Source organism: Methanothrix soehngenii GP6 (assembly GCF_000204415.1).
Lineage (GTDB): Archaea > Halobacteriota > Methanosarcinia > Methanotrichales > Methanotrichaceae > Methanothrix > Methanothrix soehngenii.
The window spans coordinates 1,160,107-1,178,798 of record NC_015416.1 but is presented as its reverse complement, the minus strand read 5'-3'; the positions used below and the strand labels follow the sequence as shown (position 1 = coordinate 1,178,798).

The following is an 18,692-nucleotide window of genomic DNA, read 5'->3' as shown; positions in this document are numbered from 1 at the left end:
GATGACGAGCGATGCCTGGCAGGAGATCGCGCGGTTTGGCAGAAAGGTCGTCTCCTCAGGACTCACAAGCTCTCGATTCGGAAATATCAGCATCTGCCAGGATGGCAGGATATTCATCACCGCTACGGGATCGATGCTCGACGAGCTGGATTCGTCCACGGTGGTGGAGGTCAGCTTAGAGAATCCCTGTGAGATGGATAAGATTGCCAGCATAGAGACCTGCGTTCACCGGGCGATTTACCTGAATACTGGGAAGATGGCCATCATCCATACCCATTCTCCATATGCGGTTGTCCTGTCTATGGTGGAAATGGAGAAGGTGGAGCCAATTGATAGCGAGGGCGTTCTCTTTCTGGGAGAGGTGCCTATAATCGAGGGCAAGCTGGGGACCGATATGCTCGCTAAGGCCGCATCTTTAGCCCTTAAGTCCCATATGGCCTGCATCGCCCGCGGGCATGGCGTATTTGCTGCAGGCGGGACCCTGATGGAGGCCTATACCGCAGCCTGCATGGTGGAGCATAGCTCTCTGGTGAGATATCTGGTGAATTGCTACCCCCAGGGGAAAAATTTATATCTTAACCAACACACTTTTAAATCGAGCGGGTAATCCTAGTTTTTAGAATCCACACTGAACCCCCACTCTCCTACCCGCTCACTTAATAAATTAATAAAAATTGCTTTCTGCGTGGTGCCCACCATTTGCGCCATAAATTATCAAAAGACCTATTAATGTTTGGGTGATACTAGCACATGATGAACTCTTCATTGCAGTTAGGGAAGATCATGGGAATACCGGTGCAGCTGCACTGGTCCTTTCTGCTGGTCATCCTCTACATAGCCTGGGCCTTTGCCTCATTCAGCCAGCAGGTCCTGGGGAGGAGCTATGGCTTTGGCGAGATCGAGCCAGCCGGCCTGAGATGGGCCTACTCTCTGATATTCTCATTGGTCCTCTTCACCTGTGTGGCCCTTCATGAGCTGGGGCACAGCTATATCGCCCTCAAGAATGGAATCGCTATAAGGAGCATCACCCTTTACTTCTTTGGAGGGGTCTCTGCCATGGAGGAGATACCTAGAAATCCCCGCCTGGAGCTCCAAATGGCCTTCGCCGGGCCTGCAGTGAGCGGCATCCTGGGTCTGATGGGAATTCTCCTCGCCACATTGCTGGATGAAGGCAGCCCTCTTGGCATAATGCTCTGGATGCTGGGCCTCTTGAACATCATCCTCATGCTCTTCAATCTGCTGCCCGCTTTTCCCATGGATGGGGGCCGTCTCCTGCGGGCCTGGTTTGCTACCCAGATGCCATACATAAAAGCCACCCAGCGGGCGGCCAGCATTGGAAAGCTCTTCGCGATCATCATGTTCGTCCTCGGCTTATTCTCCTTCAACTTCATCCTCCTCTTTGTGGCCTTCTTCGTCTATGTCGGAGCCTCAGAGGAGGAGAAGGCAACCCAGATCAGCGTGAGCCTGGAGGGTACGAGGGTCATGGATATAATGTCAGATGATGTGCACACCGTCGACCCGGATATGACCCTGCAGGACTTGAAAGAGCATATGTTCGAGGAGAAGCACCGGGGCTATCCTGTCATGTCCGGTGATGAAGTGATCGGTGTGGTGACCCTTTCGGACCTGCAGAGGGTTCCCCAGGTGGATCACGCAGATACCCGAGTGGCTGAGGTTATGACAAGAAAGTTATATGTGATCGGTCCTTCAGAGGAGGCATCTGCTGCGATGATGATGATGAACAAGATGAATATCCGCCGGCTGCCTGTAATGTCTGATGGCCGCCTGGTGGGCATCGTCTCCAGAGAAGACCTGGTCAGGGCCATCGAGCTATGCTCGGGGCAGGACTGAAGAGGTAATCGATTTGGATTTTGATAAGACGGAAGCAAAGGAAGACTGCCCGGAGCCGACATGCAGGATAATAGAGCCTGATGCTGGCGCCGACCTGACTGAGGGCCTCTCCCACGAGATAACCATAGTGGGAACGGCGCATGTCTCAGAGAAAAGCGCTCTGGAAGTGGTCAGAAGGATCGAGGAGACAAGGCCGGACATAGTGGCAGTGGAGCTGTGTCTCTCTCGCTACAAAGCCCTGACCGGACAGGAGGAGAAGTCTGAGATCGAGATCGGCAAGCTGTTGAGTGGCGGAAAGCTCTACGTGTTCCTGGTGCAGTTGCTCCTTGCCTATATGCAGCAGAAGATCGGTCAGGAGATGGGGGTCAAGCCCGGCTCGGAGATGCTGGCGGCGATTAGGGCAGCGCAGAGCACTGGAGCCAGGGTGGCTCTGGTGGACAGGGATGTGGGAATTACCATTCAACGCTTCTGGTCGGCTATGGGATTCTTCGACAAGATTAGGCTGATCGGATCCCTGATCCAGGGGGCCTTGTGGGGGGAGGAAGAGGAGATCGATATCGATAACATCACTCAGGATGATGTCGTATCCCAGATGATAGGCGAGTTTCGCAAGATCTCTCCCGGGGCGGCCAGCGTTCTGGTCGACGAGAGGGATGCATACCTGGCCCGAAATCTGCTCAGCCTCTCCAGGCAAGGCAGGGTGCTGGCAGTGGTAGGGGCTGGCCATAAGGAGGGAATAGAGAGGCATCTTAGCAACCCCGAGGCCATTCCCGCCATAGAGAGCCTGAATGTGAAGGCCAAAAAGAAGATCACCTTTTCCCAGGTATTCGGCGCGGTGGTGACATTGACCATACTGGTGATGATTGCCCTGTTAGTGATCACCGCTCAATCCAGCAGAAGCCTGGTCTTAGCCTTTGCCATATGGTTTGTGATAACAGGCACTCTATCCGCCCTGGGGGTGATCTTGGCCCGAGGCCATCCGCTCTCCGTTTTAACGGCATTCGGCATCGCCTGGATGACCACACTCAATCCATTTGTGGCCGCTGGCTGGTTTGCGGGCATGGTAGAGGCCTGGAAGATCAAGCCCACCGTCTCTGACTTAAAAGAGCTTCCCCAGGCGGAAGGCTTCCGCCAGATGATGAATAACCGCCTCTTCAAGGTATTGCTGGTGGCATCGCTGTCCAATCTCGGCGCCATGGCAGGCACCTTCATCGGGGTCTATGTCATCTGGAAGGTGATGAATTTGATCAATCCGACCGAGCTGCCAGGCATGGTGATAGAAGCTCTGAGCGGAATGATCTAAAATATCAATTGGGAGCAGGCGGTCTCTCCGATATTATACTCACCCCAGCCTCTTTGATCTTATTCTTCCGGGCGACATTAAGGAGCATGGGGGTCAAGCTCTCCACCTGGGACGAGGCAGCCAGAGGGCCGACAAATAGAGGCCGGAGGTTCTTTATATCCATGGTCAAGCTCCTGACCATATCCACTGCCTCTGCATCGTCACCGCATATCAGGACATCGCCTTTCAAAATTCTATCCTTCGCCTGGAGAGCGGCGGCAGGCACGGTGTGAAAAGCGGCGACAACTCTTATCTGGGGAGGGAGGAGCGACTTGGCCTGCAGGGCGGAGCTGCCCTCTGGCGGAGGATTGAAGCGGAAGAACTTGCCATCGTAGCTCATGGGGACTACGGGAGAGATCACAAGCTGGTGGTTGAAGGATGTGGATAGATCATAGGTTACAGATTTCAGATGTTCAGGCGGGACACAGAGAATGACCGCGTCCGCCACCGCTACTGCGCTGGCGTTATCAGTTCCCCATATGTTCCCATTCGCGCCCTCAAGCTGCATAATTGCACTGGCGCTCTCACGGGCCTTATCCTCTTTACGCGAACCGATGATGATCTCATGAGAGCACATCAAGCGCAGGGCAAATCCCGTACCTATGTCACCTGTCCCACCGACAAGAGCAATCTTCATGAGTGACACGTTATCCCGCCCATTATTACATTTTTGGGTCAAGCCATTGGGGGATGAGAATGGATAAGATAGGATCAGGTCGAGAACGGATCATATAAGGATAAAACTGAGCAACTCCGGATTATTTTACTCATGTTATAATACGTAATAAGGGATGGCACGAGATGCGAAAGGGAGTAGCAATGAAGGGGGTAATAAACGTCACCTCGTGCCGCGAATTCCTGCATTATCCTATCATAATGCAGCTATCACTATTACATCTCTTCTCCTTTATTAAGTTTTAGGTGGAAAAAAAGAATATCAATTTTTATAAATTCTCAAATATTGTTCTCTCTCAAAACCTCCTCCAGCTCGGGAAGGGTGGCATTGGTCTTTATGCCAAGGCCGGTGAAATGAGTACGTGAGGCCTGATGACCCAGGGACTTCAACCTCGATATGACATCCTCAATCTTGCCGGGAGTGATTCTGAGCTTCTCACAGATGCAATGATGGTCATAGTACATGGGCACATCCACCTCCTTCGCGCAGGTGCTGAGTATCTTTTTGGCTCTGGGGCCAAGATCCCCCGCTACCAGGGCGCTGGTAATGACATCTGGATCCTGTATTTTGCCCAGCCATAGGGGCCCGGCCAGGGCGGTTCTGGAACGACAGTGGCGGCATATACCCACAGGATGCAACAACCTGAGAGTCTCAAAGCTTCCGCAGCTATTGCAGTGCTCCAAATATCCCAGGGACTGCAATGATCTGTCTGCTGCTTCGGCCCCTTTGACCACTCGAAGGTAGGTGCGCACATAGTGATCGGTGACGTGGGTGAGCAACGGCTCTGTACCCTTGTCCAGCCGGGCCAGCTCGCGCGCCGCCAGTCCAAGAAGGATTCGGGCCCCCATCTCCCGGTGATAGTCGGTGCACAGGGGAACAGCCATATATTTTCGGATGCCGCTTTTCAGATGAGCGCCGCAGAGAGGTGCGGTATCTGTAGCGGTGATGAAGAGGTATGAGCGGGCAGATCTGCTGGCAGCAGAGATATAGGGGGAGGGAGAGCCGAATGGATCCAGGTCTACCGCCTGAAAGTGCTCCTGGTGCATCAGGACATTGGCGTTTTTTTCGCTGACAACGCAGTCCAGCTGATTTCGGGCCACATTCCTTCGCATCACCTGAACCGCCCGGGGATCGAAATCATTGAGAGTCACCTTCTCCGTCCCTGCCTCTGCTGCCACTCTCATCCCCCGAATACCGCTGGCGGAGAGGGCATCAAGATACTCGCTGATGCCCAGGGCTTTGGTCATGGCTACCCCTATATCCCGATTGAGTTGCATCCGGGGATTGAAAAAGGCCCCCGTGGCTTCGAATGTGATTGAGCCTTCCGTATGGAGAGTCATCTAAAAATCATTCACTTCCTGGAAGGGAGAACTGCTCCCATCCAGAGGTTCAGAGTCCTTCCACTGGGGCGGAGAGCTGGGCTGGGGATGGGATATGACCATAACCCCTTCTACCAGCCGGGCCGCAGTCACTGCCTCCTCCTTAGGCTCAACGATGGCATATTTTTCTACCAGTTCCCCTATATCCGCCCGCTCCAGCCTTCCTTCATCGAAGGGACGGATCGAAGGCATGCGGTCGGATGAGCTGGATTCCGGTCCGGGAAGGGAGTAGGGCACATCTCCTATGCCGTCCTTGTTCTCATCTTCACCCTTATAATCGCTATAATAGTTGCCCAGAGTGGTATTCCAGATATTGCAGCTCTGGTTCTCATAGGCATTGATGTTATTAAACTGAAAATTATTTCCAAATATGAGGTTATTCCGGTTCTCATTCATCCTTATGCCGTGCTTGTTCTCAGCGGCATTATTGGCATAGACGGCATTGAACTGGCAGCCTTTGGAGATCTCCAGGCCATTGTAGTTGCCCCGGGCAACATTTCCTATGACCATGTTATGGCAGCTGTTCTCCTGCAAAGACAAGCCGATGCCAAATCCATCGATGATCTCACCTCTGCTATTGTCGATTAGGAGGTTGTCGGTGATGTTATTGTAGCTGGACCAGTTCGTCACCAGAATGCCGTAATAGTTATGGTCGAGCTGGTTTCTCCTCACCTGATTGAATGAGGCATTCCACAGGGAAAGGCCGAAGGTGCACTCCGATATCAGATTATCATCCATCTCTGCCCATTTCCCCTCTCTTAAGAGGATGCCAATATTTGAGTTTCTTATGATGCTGTTGTTCTTTACCACTATTTCTCTTGACTGCTCTATATCCAGCCCATATTTTTTGCAGTTCACTATGCTGCATCCTGAGACATTAAGGCCCCTTCCACCATGAAGGAATAGGCCCGTATCGCAGCCATCCAATGTGGAATCCTGGAGGGTAATCCCCTCTGCATCCAGGGCATAAATCCCGGCCTGGGCTCCGTAAATGCTGCTGTTTTTAATGGCGAGGTCGCTGCCCTCAACTACTACTGCCGAGTTGGGCATATCCAGGCGCTGGCCCCTGGCAGCCTCGCGGTTTTCCATATAGTATTCGAACTTGGCGGTGGTGTCCTTTCCCACTCCGTAGATCTCGAAGCCATCGATTGTCACCCCATCGCTCTTCACCACTACCGCCGGATTCTGCTGGGTAGCATTCAACACTGGTCTGCCCTCGCCGATCAAGGTCAATGGCCTGTCAATGGTGATGGAAATATATGTCCCCGGGCCGACTGCAATGATATCCCCCGCCTGAGCGGAGTTTATCGCCGACTGGATGTCCTGGCCAGCTTGAATACGATCGGCAGAGGCTGGGCTGAACAGGAGAGAATGGAACAGCAACAGAGCAAGAAGGCCCGTCCACGCCTTCCCCCCTTTGCAGATTTTAATGTCTGAAATGGCGCATGCCCGTGAAGACCATGGCCATATCATGCTCATTGGCGGCATCAATCACCTCAGAGTCCCGAATGGATCCGCCGGGATGAATCACTGCGGTCGCTCCTGCCAGGAAGGCCTGATCCAGGCCGTCCCGGAAGGGGAAGAAGGAATCTGTGGCAGCAACAGTTCCGTTCGTGGACAGGCCGTGCTCCTCCGCCTTCTCTGCCCCAAAGCGGGCGGAGTCCACCCGGCTAACCTGGCCGGATCCTATGCCGATGGTCTGATTCTCAGTGGTGTAGACCAGGGCATTGGACTTGACATACTTGGCTATCTTCCAGGCAAAACGGAGGGCCCGGGCCTCAGAGTCTGTGGGGGCTCTTCTGGTCACCACCCTCCACTCCTTGATGTCGCCGGTATCAAAATCCTGCAGCATCATACCACCGAAGATGGTCTTTTTGTAGTATCCCCGGTACAGTTCGCTCTTTCTTTGCAGCAGGTCTCCTATGTCCAGGATCCTGCGGTTGGGCTTCTTCTCCGTGAGGAGCCGCAAGGCCTCTGCCTCGTAACCCGGAGCGAGAAGAACCTCAACGAAGCTGTCCCCTATGCACTGGGCCGTCTTCACGTCCACCATCCTGTTGAAACCTATCACCCCACCGAATGCAGACTTGGGATCGGTGGCAAAGGAGAGTCGGTAGGCCTCATCAAGGCTTGTGCCATAGGCCACGCCGCAGGGATTGGCATGCTTTACAATGACAGAGAGTGGCCTATTGCAGGCTTCCCCATCGTAATCCGAGAGGTCGATGAGCATCTCCAAGACCGTTTCTGCATCGACCATATTATTGTAGGACATCTCTCGGCCGTTCAGCTTCCGGGCGGCGGGCAGCCCCAGACCCTGGTCATTTGTGTAAAGAGCAGCCCTTTGATGCCAGTTCTCTCCATAGCGCAGGTCCTGCACCTTCTCATAGGCAGACGCTACGTAATTTGGCAGGCCGTCTGCTTCAGGCTGAAGGCTGGCCAGCCTCTGGATATCCTTCTGCAGGCACCGGTACAGCACCCGAGCCTCCAGCATGTCTCTCGTCTTCTGGGAGAGGTCGCCCGTACTCCTGATCTCCTCCAAGACGGAGGGGCAATTCGAGTTATGCAATAGCACCGCACAGCCTCTTTCCATCGCCTGCCTGATGAGGGCAGAGCCAATCGAGGTATCCGCATAATCCTGATCGCATACCAGGAGACAATCTTCTTTATGATCTTGGGGAGAAAAGCATTCGCACATCTGCAGGCCAAGCTGCTCTAAGCCCGAGGAAATGGAGCAATCAATGTGGTCCTTGCCTGCCAGTACGACGACCTGTTTGATCTTCATCGAACCTCTCCCCCTTCATCGCTAACGGTATTTTAACCTTTTCCCATTAACACAGGAACACCCCTGCAATCTCCTCCCATCAGCAGATTGTGATCGATAGTATTTAAACTCCCGGAGCATTATAAAGAGCATGGACTATGCTGAGGCACTCGATTCTCATCCTCTGGGATGTATCATCCGCTTTGAAGTGGTGCCTGGCTCATCCCGGCTGGCCGTTCCCTCGGGCTTTAATCCCTGGAGGAGGTCTTTAGAGGCCCGGCTGACTGAAAAGCCATCTCGAGGCAGGGCAAACCGCCAGCTGGTCGAGGAGCTGGCAAGGATTTTGGGCGTGGACGAATCCGGAATCGAGGTGATTAAAGGAGAGAAGAGCGGTCGAAAGCTTCTGCTGGTTAAGGGAATAGAGAAGGATAGAGCGGTCTTAATCCTCAAGCCTCTGCTGGATCAATAGAGAGGAAGATGAAATGAAGGGATCGGTCAGGGACAGAGAGCGAGAGGAGTGCAAGGAGAAGGGTACCTATGATCTGGAAGCCTTAGAAGAGCTGCTGGCTGCCCTGGTCGAGGCATCGGGCCAGGGGGCGGCGACCATCGTTGAGGGCAGGCGGGATGAACTGGCCCTGCGCGCCCTGGGCCTGACCGGGCCGGTGATCATGGCCTCGCGCCGATCGGCCCTCGACCTGGCCGAGGATGCTGCCCGGAGCTACCGGGAGATCATCCTACTCACCGATTGGGATCGCAAAGGGGATGAGATGGCCAGGACCATCGAGCAGCATCTGTGGTCGGTGGGTTCCCGTCCCGATGGGGAGATCCGCTCTCGCATCAAGAAGCTGGTCCGAAAGGAGATTAAGGACGTGGAAAGCCTGCATCGTTACATGGAAAGGATGAGGTATCTGTATGGCCCTTAGAATTGCAGTCACTGGCAGCCCAGGCGTCGGCAAATCAACTCTGGTGGCAAAGGTGACCTCCGGGACGAAATTGAGAGTTGGCGGGGTGCTGGCCAGAGACAGGCGCTACAAGGATCGGCGAACTGGCTTTGAGCTTTTGGACCTATCCACCGGAATGGTGGGGATACTGGCCGACGAGTCCGGGGACGGTCCGCAGCTGGGAAAGTACCGGGTCCATCTGGATGACCTGGACCTGATAGGAGCGCAGGCGGTGGAAAACGCTCTTGGCTGCGATTTGATAGTGGTGGATGAGGTGGGTCCCATGGAGCTTTCCAGTCACAGTTTCGTCCTTGCGGTGGAGAAGGCCATTGCCTCACCCAAGCCCATGCTGGTGGTGCTGCACCAGTGGTCCAACCACCGCCTGGCAAAGAAGATCCGGGGATCCTTCCGGGTATTGACAGTAACCAGGGAAAACAGGGATTCTCTGGCCGATGAGATTGCCAAGGCCCTGAAATCGGGGTGATGCTGCCAAGATCAAAATCCCGCCGTCTGGATCAGCTCAACCCCAGATCGCGGGCGATGCGAGCAGCCTCTTCTGCCTCTTGATCGCGATGCAATGATCGGTAGGCTACTGCCAAATTCTTCCAGGCAACTGCATACTCAGGATCGATCTCGATCGCTTTCCGGAAGCATACCACCGCCGCCTCCTGTCGGCCAAGGGCTGATAAGGAGACTCCTTTGTTATTCCAGGGATAGATGTCGAATGGATCGATCATTATCGCCTCCTCATAACTCTCTATGGCCTCCTCATGCCGGTGCAGGTTGTCTAAGGCAGCTCCTCGATTGTTCCAGGCCCTCCTCCCGTCCGGTCCAAGGGGATTCAGCTCGATGGCCCGGGCATAGCTCTCCACCGCCTCCTCGAACCGGCCGAGGATGTGAAGGGCAAAGCCTCTGACAATCCAGGTCCGTGGATTATCAGGATCGATGGCCAGAGCCTTCTGGCATGATTTAAGGGCATCAGCGCCACGATCAAGCTGGTTTAGTGCCACTGCATGGTTTCTCCAGGCATCCGCGCTCTCAGGATTCAGGGAGAGGGCCTTCTCCAGGGCACACACTGCCTCTTCATTACGGCCAAGCTTGCGCAGAGCTACACCTTTCCAGTAATGATGCTCAAATCCTTCCGTTCCCTTCTCTGATCGCTCCCAGGCAGCGACCGCTTCCTCGTAATCTCCCCGCAGATAGAGGCTCTCTCCGCTTGATCCATCATCCTCTGTCATAGCACCGCCAAATCCATTGCGCTATATCCATATCCCTATTTCTCCGTGAACTACCGCGTCCTGAAGGGCGCGGCTTCCCACTTCATCGCCAAAGCTTGTATCACTGATATGTGATGTAGCGGTTTTGGCTTTATGGGCGCTGGGGGCTGTTCCATCCCTGTGATGATTATGTTCCTGGAAGCATTGTAGTCTCGATCACACGAGAATCCGCAATAAGGGTACTCATGTACTCGTACCGACAGATCTTTCGTTACGATGCTTCCACAAGCTGAACACTTTTGAGAGCCACCTATAAGCATCCAAATTCTCCGCTAACTTCCATTGAGTTATCTTGTTCGGGAAGATGGGATATTTGTAGCTTACAATCATACTTTCTCCATTTGAAGATTCTACAGTGCTGGGGCGCAGGGGTAGAGAGGGCTCCGGTCTTTAGGCCGGAGATGAATCGTACCCCGCCCTACGCTATGAACCTTAATATACTATAACAGCTTAGAACTGTACATGCTTAAGGCTTACAAGTTCAGGCTTTATCCCACAAAGAGCCCATGATCCTCAGGCGGGGATCATGCCCAAAGCATGAAAAACCCATAGAGCCATAGGCAAGGCTGATATGGGCAGTGAAGGTTGATCTGTGACCTGATCTCGACACAAAGACAACCATGATCTCGTGGATGCCCAAATGCGTCTTTGAACGCGTATGTGAAGTTGCACGCACGAGTGATCATCATCTGCCCATATCAGGCAAGTGAGACGATGGACTCAGATAAGGAAATAGTTTGCGGAGCAGATATCCACAGGGATTTTCTTATTGCTACAATGATATCCCGAAGTGGATTGAAGCTCCAAGAACGTTTTAATATGAACCAAGATGGCCTCTTGGCATTCAGATCCTGGATAATAAACCACAGATGCCAGAGGCTGGCTGTAGAATCCACGGGAGGTTTTTGGTATCCTATCTTCACCATTCTAGAAGGTCATGTCGAATTTATCCTGGCCAATGCATATCAGATCCGGAATATTGAGCACAAGAAAACCGATAAACTTGATTCGGAACGAATCGCGATATATTGTCTCAATAATCTCATCACGCCCTCCAGAATCTATCCAAAAGACTACCGAGATCTAAGAAGCATAACTCGTGCTCGTGAGACACTGGTCAATGCAAGGTCCAAAATCAAGAACCAGATTCATCAATCACTTTCGACCTGCTGCATCAAGCTCTCCTCAGTCATATCCGACTCTTTTGGCAAATCTGGAAGATATATCATTGATAGGCTTCTGGAAGGAAAGACGATCGATCAGATCATATCTGGAATACCTTCGAAGAGGATTCGGAAAAAGGAGGACGAACTCAGAGAAGCCATCAAGAATGGATTAGATCCCGTTCAGGTATTTTTGATCAAGGCAAATCTTGATGTCATAGATGATATTAGCAAGAAGATAAAAATTCTGGAAGCTGAGATCGCCGAAAAAGTCAAACCCTTCGAGGATGATTTGAAAATTATTTTGTCTGTTCCAGGTGTTGGATTCATTTCGGCAGCTACCATTATTGCAGAAATGGGAGATTACAGGGACTTTCCGAGTGCGGATAAGATGGCAAAGTACTTCGGTATTGTGCCTTCGGTCTACCAATCGGCAGGGAAGCTGCGAACTGGGAAGATCACTAAGACGGGATCTAAGCATATGCGAAGGATCTTGGTGGAAGTTGCAAAAGCCATATCCAGGACCAAGAAGAATTCAAGGTTAATGAGATTCTTCCAGAGGATATTGGCGAGGTGCGGAAAGAAGAATATTGCAACCGTTGCGCTCGCCAGAAAAGTGCTCTGCATCATCTATCATTTGCTTATGAATCACGAGAATTATCAAGAACCAGAGGTCACGAAAACCAAACCAAAAATTCCCAGCTCTGTTTCGCCCATAAGAATGATGGATATCGACGAGATGATAAAGATCATCAGTCAGGCAGGATACTTGGTGGAGAAAGATTTGAAGGAGGGATGCGGATGATCCGCAGCATCTTGTTTTTTTAAGTTTTTCATGTGAAGTCTCAGATAGCCAAGATGGAGCGAACGCTGGACTTGTGCCGATGGACATACAACCAGACTCTAGCATACAGAAAGAACGCCTGGGAGAATGAAGGCAAATCAGTTTCCAAATATGAAACGAACGCTCTTCTTCCTGGTTGGAAAGAGGATAAACCCGAACTGAGAGACGTATATGCTCAGACCCTTCAGAATGTTCAGGAGCGGGTAGATCTAGCCTTTAAAGCCTTTTTCAGAAGGGTTAAGGCGGGAGAAGAACCCGGATATCCCAGATTCCGAGGGAAGGGTTGGTACGATTCATTTACTTATCCACAACCTGAGAAGGGCGGCAATCTTGTTAACGGCATGGTACGTCTTCCCAAGATAGGGATATCAAGATCAAGCTCCATCGCCAGATAGAAGGCAAGATCAAACGGCTGACCGTCAGAAGGACAGCCACAGGCAAATGGTTTGCATGCTTCTCCGTCGAAACTGAAGATGTTCCTCTCCCCCCCTGGAAAGATGGGGCTGTAGTAGGTATTGATGTCGGCCTTGAGAGCTTCGCCACCTTTTCCAATGGTGAGACGATAGCTAATCCTCGATTCTTCCGAGAAGAAGAACACGAGTTAGCTAGAGCCCAAAGGAAACTCTCTAAGGCTCCTAAAGGAACTCCAGATCGCAAGAAAGCTCTTAAGGTTGTTGAGCGAGTCCATGAGCGGATAGCTAACAAGCGATATGAGTTTGCCCATCAGGTTAGTCATAACTTGGTAGATAGATTTGGTCTAATAGCTTTTGAAGATCTTAACATCAAAGGCATGGTTCATAATCATTGCCTGGCTAAAAGCATCTCAGACGTAGCTTGGAACATGCTAGTGACTTTAACCTCTTACAAGGCTGCAAGTGCCGGTTCGGTGGTGGTCCTGGTAGATCCAAGGAATACGTCTAAGATGTGTTCCAGGTGTGGTACTCTCATTGAAAAGTCGCTGTCCGATAGAGTCCATAACTGCACTCAGTGCGGGCTGTCGATGGACCGGGATTGGAACGCAGCGATAAATATTCTCAGATTGGGATTGCAATCTGTCGGCACAGGAAGCCGTGGAAGCCCTGCTCTTTAGGGCGGGGAGCAGTCACGTCCTGCATTCAGTAGCTCTGATAGGCGTAGATACCGGCAGCGGACGGCCAGTGATAGATGCCAACGGATCGTCGAGCGCCATCACATTGAGGGCCAATGGAACGAGGATTGAAGGCTTCAACCTGACCGGCTCAGGAGGATGCGGATGCGGAAATGCCGGCATATTCATCGACTCTTCTGATAACATCATCCTGAATAATATCCTCTATAAGAATAGGTATGGCATTTACATTGAGGAAGGGGCGACGAACAATACCATCCATTCCAATGACTTCCTGGAAAACAGGGTCGCAGCAAACGATACTGTTGGCAACCGGTGGAGCATGGAGATGAAAGAGGAGGGGCTCATGGGACTGCTGAAGGGCGCAAAGATCATCGGAAATCATTATAGCGATTACGACGAGCCAGGCGAGGGCTGCAATGATACCAATTCGGACGGCTTTTGCGATGAGCCCCGGACGATAGGGAATGGGCCGGGGATCGACGAGCATCCGCTGGTCGCTCCCATAATAGCTGGTCAAAAGGAATCTTCATATACTTATTGATGATGAAGCAATACAGGTGATCTTTACGATCAATAATAAGCTTCTAGCCATAATTCTAGCAGCACTGAATCTGGCGCTGCTTGGTTGTGCTTACGGTTCTATTGACTCCTCTTTAAATGGCAGCATTCAGGCCCAGAGCGAGCCTCTGGACACCTCCGGGGCCCTGGACCTCTCCGACCTGGATGAATGGCTGTTTTATGAGAACTATGACTATGGATTTGAGCTGATTTATCCGGCAGATTGGATCGAGCAGGAGGCCGAAGCCAATGATCAAGGAATGATCGTGGGCTTCCTGGCCCCTGGAGAGGATGTCGATAATCCGACGGTATATCTGTTGCTCCAGAACGAAGAGCTTCCCGCGGGGCAGGATGTAACCCTGGAAGTGTATAGCCAGGCAGCGTTGGGAGTTCTCAATGACATCATGCCAGATCTCCAGATCCTGACCGAGAGCGATATCACAATCAATGAAGTGCCGGCTCATGCCATAGTGTATAGCCTGGAAAGCGAGGGTGTGACATTCAGAGTCTTGGAGGCCTGGACTGTGATTGACGAGTATGCTTATATATTCACATATAAAGCTCCTGATGAGGTTTATGATCAGTTTGCCGAAGATGCCGCCGATATCATAGACTCCTTTGATGCTGACTTATTTGCTCGAATCCCTGAGAGCTCAGGACCATTGGAGGAAGCGGCTGAGAATGAGAGCCTGAATGAGACGTCGAAGCTGATGGAACAGAACACCAGCGTTGTCCTGTAGGATGGAAAAGGGGGATATGAGGAGAAAAGGAGATCGCCAATCAGGGAGTTTTCCCGCCGATTGTTGCTAACCCTTTTCCCTCCTAAAACCGGCATTTCAGTGGTTTGCGTTGATCGGCAATACCGTGATCTGCGCAAAGAATATGTCCAGGAACTTGCATGAAGGCCGGTAGATGTCCTGGCAGTCTCTCGCATTCGCCATTGTTCTGGCGATGGCATTGGTATCCCTGGGCGGCGCCCAGCAGTCTCTGCCCGCCCAGAAGATCCTATCCCAGATTGCGGCTGGGCAGCCGGTCCATTACGATGGCATTGCCATCACCGGCGATCTCGATCTATCCACATTGCCCGGAGCACAGATCCCGGCAGCATTCGCACTTTTCAACTGCACCATCCCCGACGCCTCCTTTGAGGGAATTACATTTGCAGAGGATGCCTTCTTCTGGGGAAGCTCCTTTGGCAATGCCAGCTTCCAGGGGGCCACATTCCTGGGCCGGGCGGACTTTGCCAATACCTCTTTCCGCCAGGCCAGCTTCGCAGGCTGCACCTTCTATCAGCCGGCGCTCTTCGGTGGAGCGCTGTTTGAGAACGATTTGAGCTTTGAGGATACCGCCTTCGGCCTGGATGCCTCCTTCCATGACGTCCGCTTTCTGGGGAGGGTGGACTTCAACTACTCCGATTTCGATTCCTATTCCTACTTCGCAGCAGCAGAGTTCTCAGAAGATGCCTTCTTCTCCGATGTCGACCTTTCCGCTACCTCGGACTTCTCTGCTGCCACATTCTCCGGCCAGGCCAACTTCATCCGCTCCCGCCTGAATGAGCCCTATTTCGGAGATGTCCTATTCTCCGGTCCAGCCCAGTTTGGCATGGCTCGTTTTTCCGGCCTCACCTCATTTGGCGGGGCGGTATTCGCCGATGAGGCGGGCTTCGGCCTGGCCAGATTTTCCGATGCCGCCTACTTCTCCGGTGCCCACTTTCAGGACCTGGCCCTCTTCGGCCTGGCCAGGTTCGAGGACATCGTAACCTTCCAGGATACCCGGTTCGATGGCGACCTCAACTTCAAATCCGGATCCATCACCTCTCTGCTCTTCGACGAGGCAGAGCTAAAAGAGGGCTCCCGCATCATCCTAAACGATACTGAGATCAACCTCTTCCGGGCTCACTGGAAGGAGATCCAGGATCATGTGGCCTGGCAGCCGGGAGCATACCTGGCCCTGGTGGAGAACTACCGCCGGCTGGGCTGGCTGGAAGATGAGGACGACTGCTACTACCAGTATCGAAAGCTCGATCAGGCCAGCAAGGGCTGGGGCTGGTCAAAGATCATAGATATCCTGGCCTGGCTCTCCTGCGGCTATGGAGTGCGGCCAAGCTATGCCGTGGTATGGTCTTTGGTTACTATTCTGATCTTCGGCCTGGTCTTCTGGATAGGGGACGGCATCCGTCGCTCGTCCAAACCCCTGAGCGGGCCGGTGGAGAAAGACAGCATCCCCGAGCGGGCTACATTGCGAAATGCACTCTTTTTCAGCACCATGATCTTCCTCTCCCAGGGCCCCATCGACTTTCTGCCCGTGGGCAGGCACAGGTACTATGTGATGCTGGAGATGATATTGGGCTGGCTGCTCTTGGCGCTGTTTTTGGTAACCTTAGGAAAGGTGATGATTCGATAGCTTTGGGGTGCTGCAATGGGTCAGACCGAATCGATCCAAAAGATGGCTCCTCACTATTTAAAATGGGTGAACTTGAATCGCTGATTCTCTGTGTCTCAGTGACTCTGTGGTGAGCTGCTATGCTCTGACCCAACCACAGAGGCGCAGAGGAACAGAGGCTATAATCGCTGCCGGGCCTGACCCACATAATTCAGCGAAGAGCCCAAAAGATGTTCGAGCATGGCAAATCCAGCTCATGTTACATTTCCAGCCGCCTCGCATTTATAGCCACTATCACCGTGCTGGCGCTCATGAGAATAGCCCCGATGGCGGGACTGAGAATTATGTCATAGCCGTAGAGGACGCCTGCGGCCAGAGGGATGGCCAGTGCGTTATAGCCCGTTGCCCATATCAGGTTCTGGAACATCTTGCTGTAAGTCCTTTTCGACAGGCGGATGATATTTGCCATATCCCTGGGATCGTTCCTGACCAGCACTATGTCCGCCGATTCAATGGCTACATCAGTGCCCGCTCCGATGGCAATTCCCACATCAGCCTGCGCCAGGGCAGGTGCATCATTAACCCCGTCTCCAACCATAGCCACAATGTATTCCCTCTGAACATTCCTTATGGCCTGAGCCTTTTCATGGGGCAATACCTCTGCAAAAAAGTCGTCCAAGCCCAGATCCTCCGCCACCCATCGGGCGACGAATCGATTGTCTCCGGTGAGCATCATGCAGTTGATGTTCATCGACCTGAGCTCTTCGATTGCCTCTCTGGATTCTTTTCTTATCACATCGGCCAGGGCTACGGCCCCGACAAGCCGATCCTCTTCCAGTAAAAAGACGACTGTCTTCCCCTGCTCCGCCAGCCTGTTCACTCTATCATCATCTAGCTTGATGTTGTTCTCTCTCAGGTAACCTGGGCTTGCCACCATCCAGCTCCTTCCCTGAATCTGACCTTCAATCCCTTTTCCGGGAATTGACTTAAATCCCTGGATGGGAATGAGATCAATGCCCATTTCTTTTGAGCCTTCTGCAATTCCTGCTGCTATGGAGTGCTCCGAGTTTGCTTCCAGAGATGCGGCCATTCTCAGGACTTCGGTCTCATTCAGGCCGGCAAGTGGTATGATATCGGTGACCCCAAATCGGCCTTCGGTCAGAGTCCCCGTCTTGTCGAAGACCACCGCCTGGATGTCTCTGGCCCTCTCAAAAGCGGATCTATCCCGGATCAATAGACCTGATTTCGCAGCCAGTGAGGTTGAGACTGCAACCACAAGAGGAACTGCCAGCCCCAGAGCATGGGGACAGGATATGACCATCACTGTGACTGCTCTCTCAATGGCAAAAGCCGAGTCTTTGCTGAAGTTGAGCCAGGCGGCAAATGTGATAGCTCCGACGCTCAGAGATATTATGGTAAGCCATCGAGCGGCATTGTCTGCCAGGTCCTGAGTCCTGGATTTGCTCTCCTGAGCCTGCCTGACAAGCTCGATGATCTGACTGAGGTAGGTCTCGGATCCGATCTTCTTAACTTCTATCGATATCGAGCCCTCGCCATTGATGGACCCGCCTATCACGTCGTCTCCCGCTCTTTTCCTGACCGGCCTGGATTCGCCTGTGAGCATGGACTCATTTACGCTTGTCTCTCCCTCGATCACCGTTCCGTCGATGGGTATCTTCTCCCCGGGTTTGACCAGGACTCGGTCTCCCGGCTTAAGAGATTCGACCTTGACCTCCACCGTCTGGCCATCTTTTATCAAGTGGGCTTCCGAGGGCATGATCTTGACCAGCTCCTCTAAGGCTCGGGAAGCTCCGAGGATTGAACGCATCTCAATCCAGTGGCCAAAAAGCATGATATCGATCAGCGTGGCCAGCTCCCAGAAGAAGGTCTCGCCCATAAGGCCAAAGACGACCGCCGAACTGTAAAAATAAGCTGCACTTATGGCGGTGGCGATGAGAGTCATCATCCCTATATTTTTATCCTTGACTTCTTTGAAAAATCCTTTCAGAAAGGGATAGCCACCATAAAAATAAACCAATGATGAGAGCAGGAACACCACATAAAGGGAGCCCGGAAACTGCAATTCGAACCGGAATAATTCCTGGATAAAAGAAGAGAGGAGCAGGATTGGTATCGTTATAATCAGAGAAATTATGAATCGTCTTTTAAAATCCTCGGTTTTATGGCCTTCATGTCTGCCACGGTGTCTCTTGCTGGATTTGTCCGGATGCCGGGCCATGCCCATTTGGTGATTCTCATGCATTTCGCCTGCATCATCCGTCTTATGGCCTTTGGCCGTGCCATGCATCCCATGTATGTTATGCTCCATTCCCCTATTCGGCGACTTGGGCCTCTTGCTCTCTTCCGCCACCTCTAATCCCACCAGTACGATATATTAATGGACGGCAAT

Annotated in this window: 17 protein-coding genes and 2 pseudogenes; 12 read left to right on the top strand and 7 right to left on the bottom strand. The window is 52.4% G+C overall.

The window, feature by feature from the left end; genetic code table 11:
* The first annotated feature begins 1 nt into the window (after position 1).
* The 3 genes from MCON_RS05885 (at position 2) to MCON_RS05875 (ending at position 3,154) form a co-directional block, all read left to right on the top strand.
* Positions 2-607: an aldolase gene (locus MCON_RS05885; RefSeq protein ID WP_013719101.1), complete on the top strand. Its 606-nt coding sequence runs from the start codon at positions 2-4 to the stop codon at positions 605-607.
* Between the two features lie 146 nt (positions 608-753).
* Entirely contained in the window at positions 754-1,851 is a 1,098-nt protein-coding gene (locus MCON_RS05880) for a site-2 protease family protein (RefSeq protein ID WP_048131983.1), read from the top strand.
* On the top strand, positions 1,778-3,154 hold the full coding sequence (locus MCON_RS05875) for a TraB/GumN family protein (RefSeq protein ID WP_157863692.1): 1,377 nt from the start codon (positions 1,778-1,780) through the stop codon (positions 3,152-3,154). The genes MCON_RS05880 and MCON_RS05875 overlap by 74 nt, the downstream gene beginning before the upstream one ends.
* A 4-nt stretch (positions 3,155-3,158) precedes the next feature.
* On the opposite strand, the gene npdG is transcribed toward MCON_RS05875, so the two are convergent.
* From npdG to MCON_RS05855, 4 genes are all read right to left on the bottom strand, one after another.
* Positions 3,159-3,830 carry an NADPH-dependent F420 reductase gene (gene npdG / locus MCON_RS05870; RefSeq protein WP_013719098.1) on the bottom strand — a complete coding sequence of 224 codons (672 nt, stop codon included), beginning with the start codon at positions 3,828-3,830 and terminating at the stop codon, positions 3,159-3,161.
* 317 nt (positions 3,831-4,147) lie between these two features.
* Positions 4,148-5,209, bottom strand: a complete 1,062-nt coding sequence (locus tag MCON_RS05865) for a tRNA (guanine(10)-N(2))-dimethyltransferase (protein ID WP_013719097.1) — start codon at positions 5,207-5,209, stop codon at positions 4,148-4,150.
* A complete protein-coding gene (locus tag MCON_RS05860; protein WP_162145001.1) occupies positions 5,210-6,727 on the bottom strand; it encodes a right-handed parallel beta-helix repeat-containing protein in 1,518 nt (505 codons plus the stop codon).
* Positions 6,675-8,027 (bottom strand): phosphoribosylaminoimidazolecarboxamide formyltransferase, encoded by a 1,353-nt coding sequence (locus MCON_RS05855; protein WP_013719095.1) that lies wholly within the window; start codon positions 8,025-8,027, stop codon positions 6,675-6,677. The genes MCON_RS05860 and MCON_RS05855 overlap by 53 nt, the downstream gene beginning before the upstream one ends.
* 130 nt (positions 8,028-8,157) lie before the next feature.
* Between MCON_RS05855 and MCON_RS05850 the strand changes: the two genes are divergently transcribed.
* The 3 genes from MCON_RS05850 to MCON_RS05840 are packed head-to-tail and all read left to right on the top strand — an operon-like array spanning position 8,158 to position 9,431.
* Positions 8,158-8,475, top strand: a complete 318-nt coding sequence (locus MCON_RS05850; RefSeq protein WP_013719094.1) for a DUF167 domain-containing protein — start codon at positions 8,158-8,160, stop codon at positions 8,473-8,475.
* Positions 8,476-8,488: 13 nt separating this feature from the next.
* Entirely contained in the window at positions 8,489-8,929 is a 441-nt protein-coding gene (locus MCON_RS05845) for a toprim domain-containing protein (protein ID WP_013719093.1), read from the top strand.
* Positions 8,919-9,431 (top strand): NTPase, encoded by a 513-nt coding sequence (locus tag MCON_RS05840; protein WP_013719092.1) that lies wholly within the window; start codon positions 8,919-8,921, stop codon positions 9,429-9,431. Before MCON_RS05845 ends, MCON_RS05840 begins: the two co-directional genes overlap by 11 nt.
* A gap of 31 nt (positions 9,432-9,462) precedes the next feature.
* Here the strand turns inward: MCON_RS05840 and MCON_RS05835 are convergent, their stop codons facing one another.
* Together MCON_RS05835 and MCON_RS15590 are read right to left on the bottom strand one after the other, a co-directional pair.
* Positions 9,463-10,185: a tetratricopeptide repeat protein gene (locus MCON_RS05835; RefSeq protein WP_013719091.1), complete on the bottom strand. Its 723-nt coding sequence runs from the start codon at positions 10,183-10,185 to the stop codon at positions 9,463-9,465.
* 50 nt (positions 10,186-10,235) lie between these two features.
* Positions 10,236-10,469: pseudogene (locus MCON_RS15590) on the bottom strand (zinc ribbon domain-containing protein); the annotation flags it as partial.
* A 217-nt stretch (positions 10,470-10,686) separates the two neighbouring features.
* Between MCON_RS15590 and MCON_RS17110 the strand changes: the two are divergent.
* The 6 genes and pseudogenes from MCON_RS17110 (at position 10,687) to MCON_RS05810 (ending at position 16,303) form a co-directional block, all read left to right on the top strand.
* Entirely contained in the window at positions 10,687-10,734 is a 48-nt protein-coding gene (locus MCON_RS17110; protein ID WP_157863879.1) for a helix-turn-helix domain-containing protein, read from the top strand.
* Positions 10,735-10,938: 204 nt separating this feature from the next.
* A complete protein-coding gene (locus MCON_RS05830; RefSeq protein WP_048131817.1) occupies positions 10,939-12,192 on the top strand; it encodes an IS110 family RNA-guided transposase in 1,254 nt (417 codons plus the stop codon).
* Positions 12,193-12,245: 53 nt separating this feature from the next.
* Positions 12,246-13,321 (top strand): annotated as a pseudogene (locus MCON_RS05825) (RNA-guided endonuclease InsQ/TnpB family protein).
* Complete coding sequence (locus MCON_RS05820; RefSeq protein WP_013719090.1) at positions 13,302-13,883, top strand: NosD domain-containing protein; 582 nt, start codon at positions 13,302-13,304, stop codon at positions 13,881-13,883. The pseudogene MCON_RS05825 and the gene MCON_RS05820 overlap by 20 nt, the downstream one beginning before the upstream one ends.
* 16 nt (positions 13,884-13,899) lie before the next feature.
* Positions 13,900-14,640: a DcrB/PsbP domain-containing protein gene (locus MCON_RS05815; protein ID WP_013719089.1), complete on the top strand. Its 741-nt coding sequence runs from the start codon at positions 13,900-13,902 to the stop codon at positions 14,638-14,640.
* A 172-nt stretch (positions 14,641-14,812) separates the two neighbouring features.
* Complete coding sequence (locus tag MCON_RS05810; RefSeq protein ID WP_013719088.1) at positions 14,813-16,303, top strand: pentapeptide repeat-containing protein; 1,491 nt, start codon at positions 14,813-14,815, stop codon at positions 16,301-16,303.
* Between the two features lie 238 nt (positions 16,304-16,541).
* Here MCON_RS05810 and MCON_RS05805 read toward each other — a convergent pair whose 3' ends face one another.
* A complete protein-coding gene (locus MCON_RS05805; RefSeq protein ID WP_083804673.1) occupies positions 16,542-18,611 on the bottom strand; it encodes a heavy metal translocating P-type ATPase in 2,070 nt (689 codons plus the stop codon).
* Positions 18,612-18,692 lie beyond the last annotated feature (81 nt).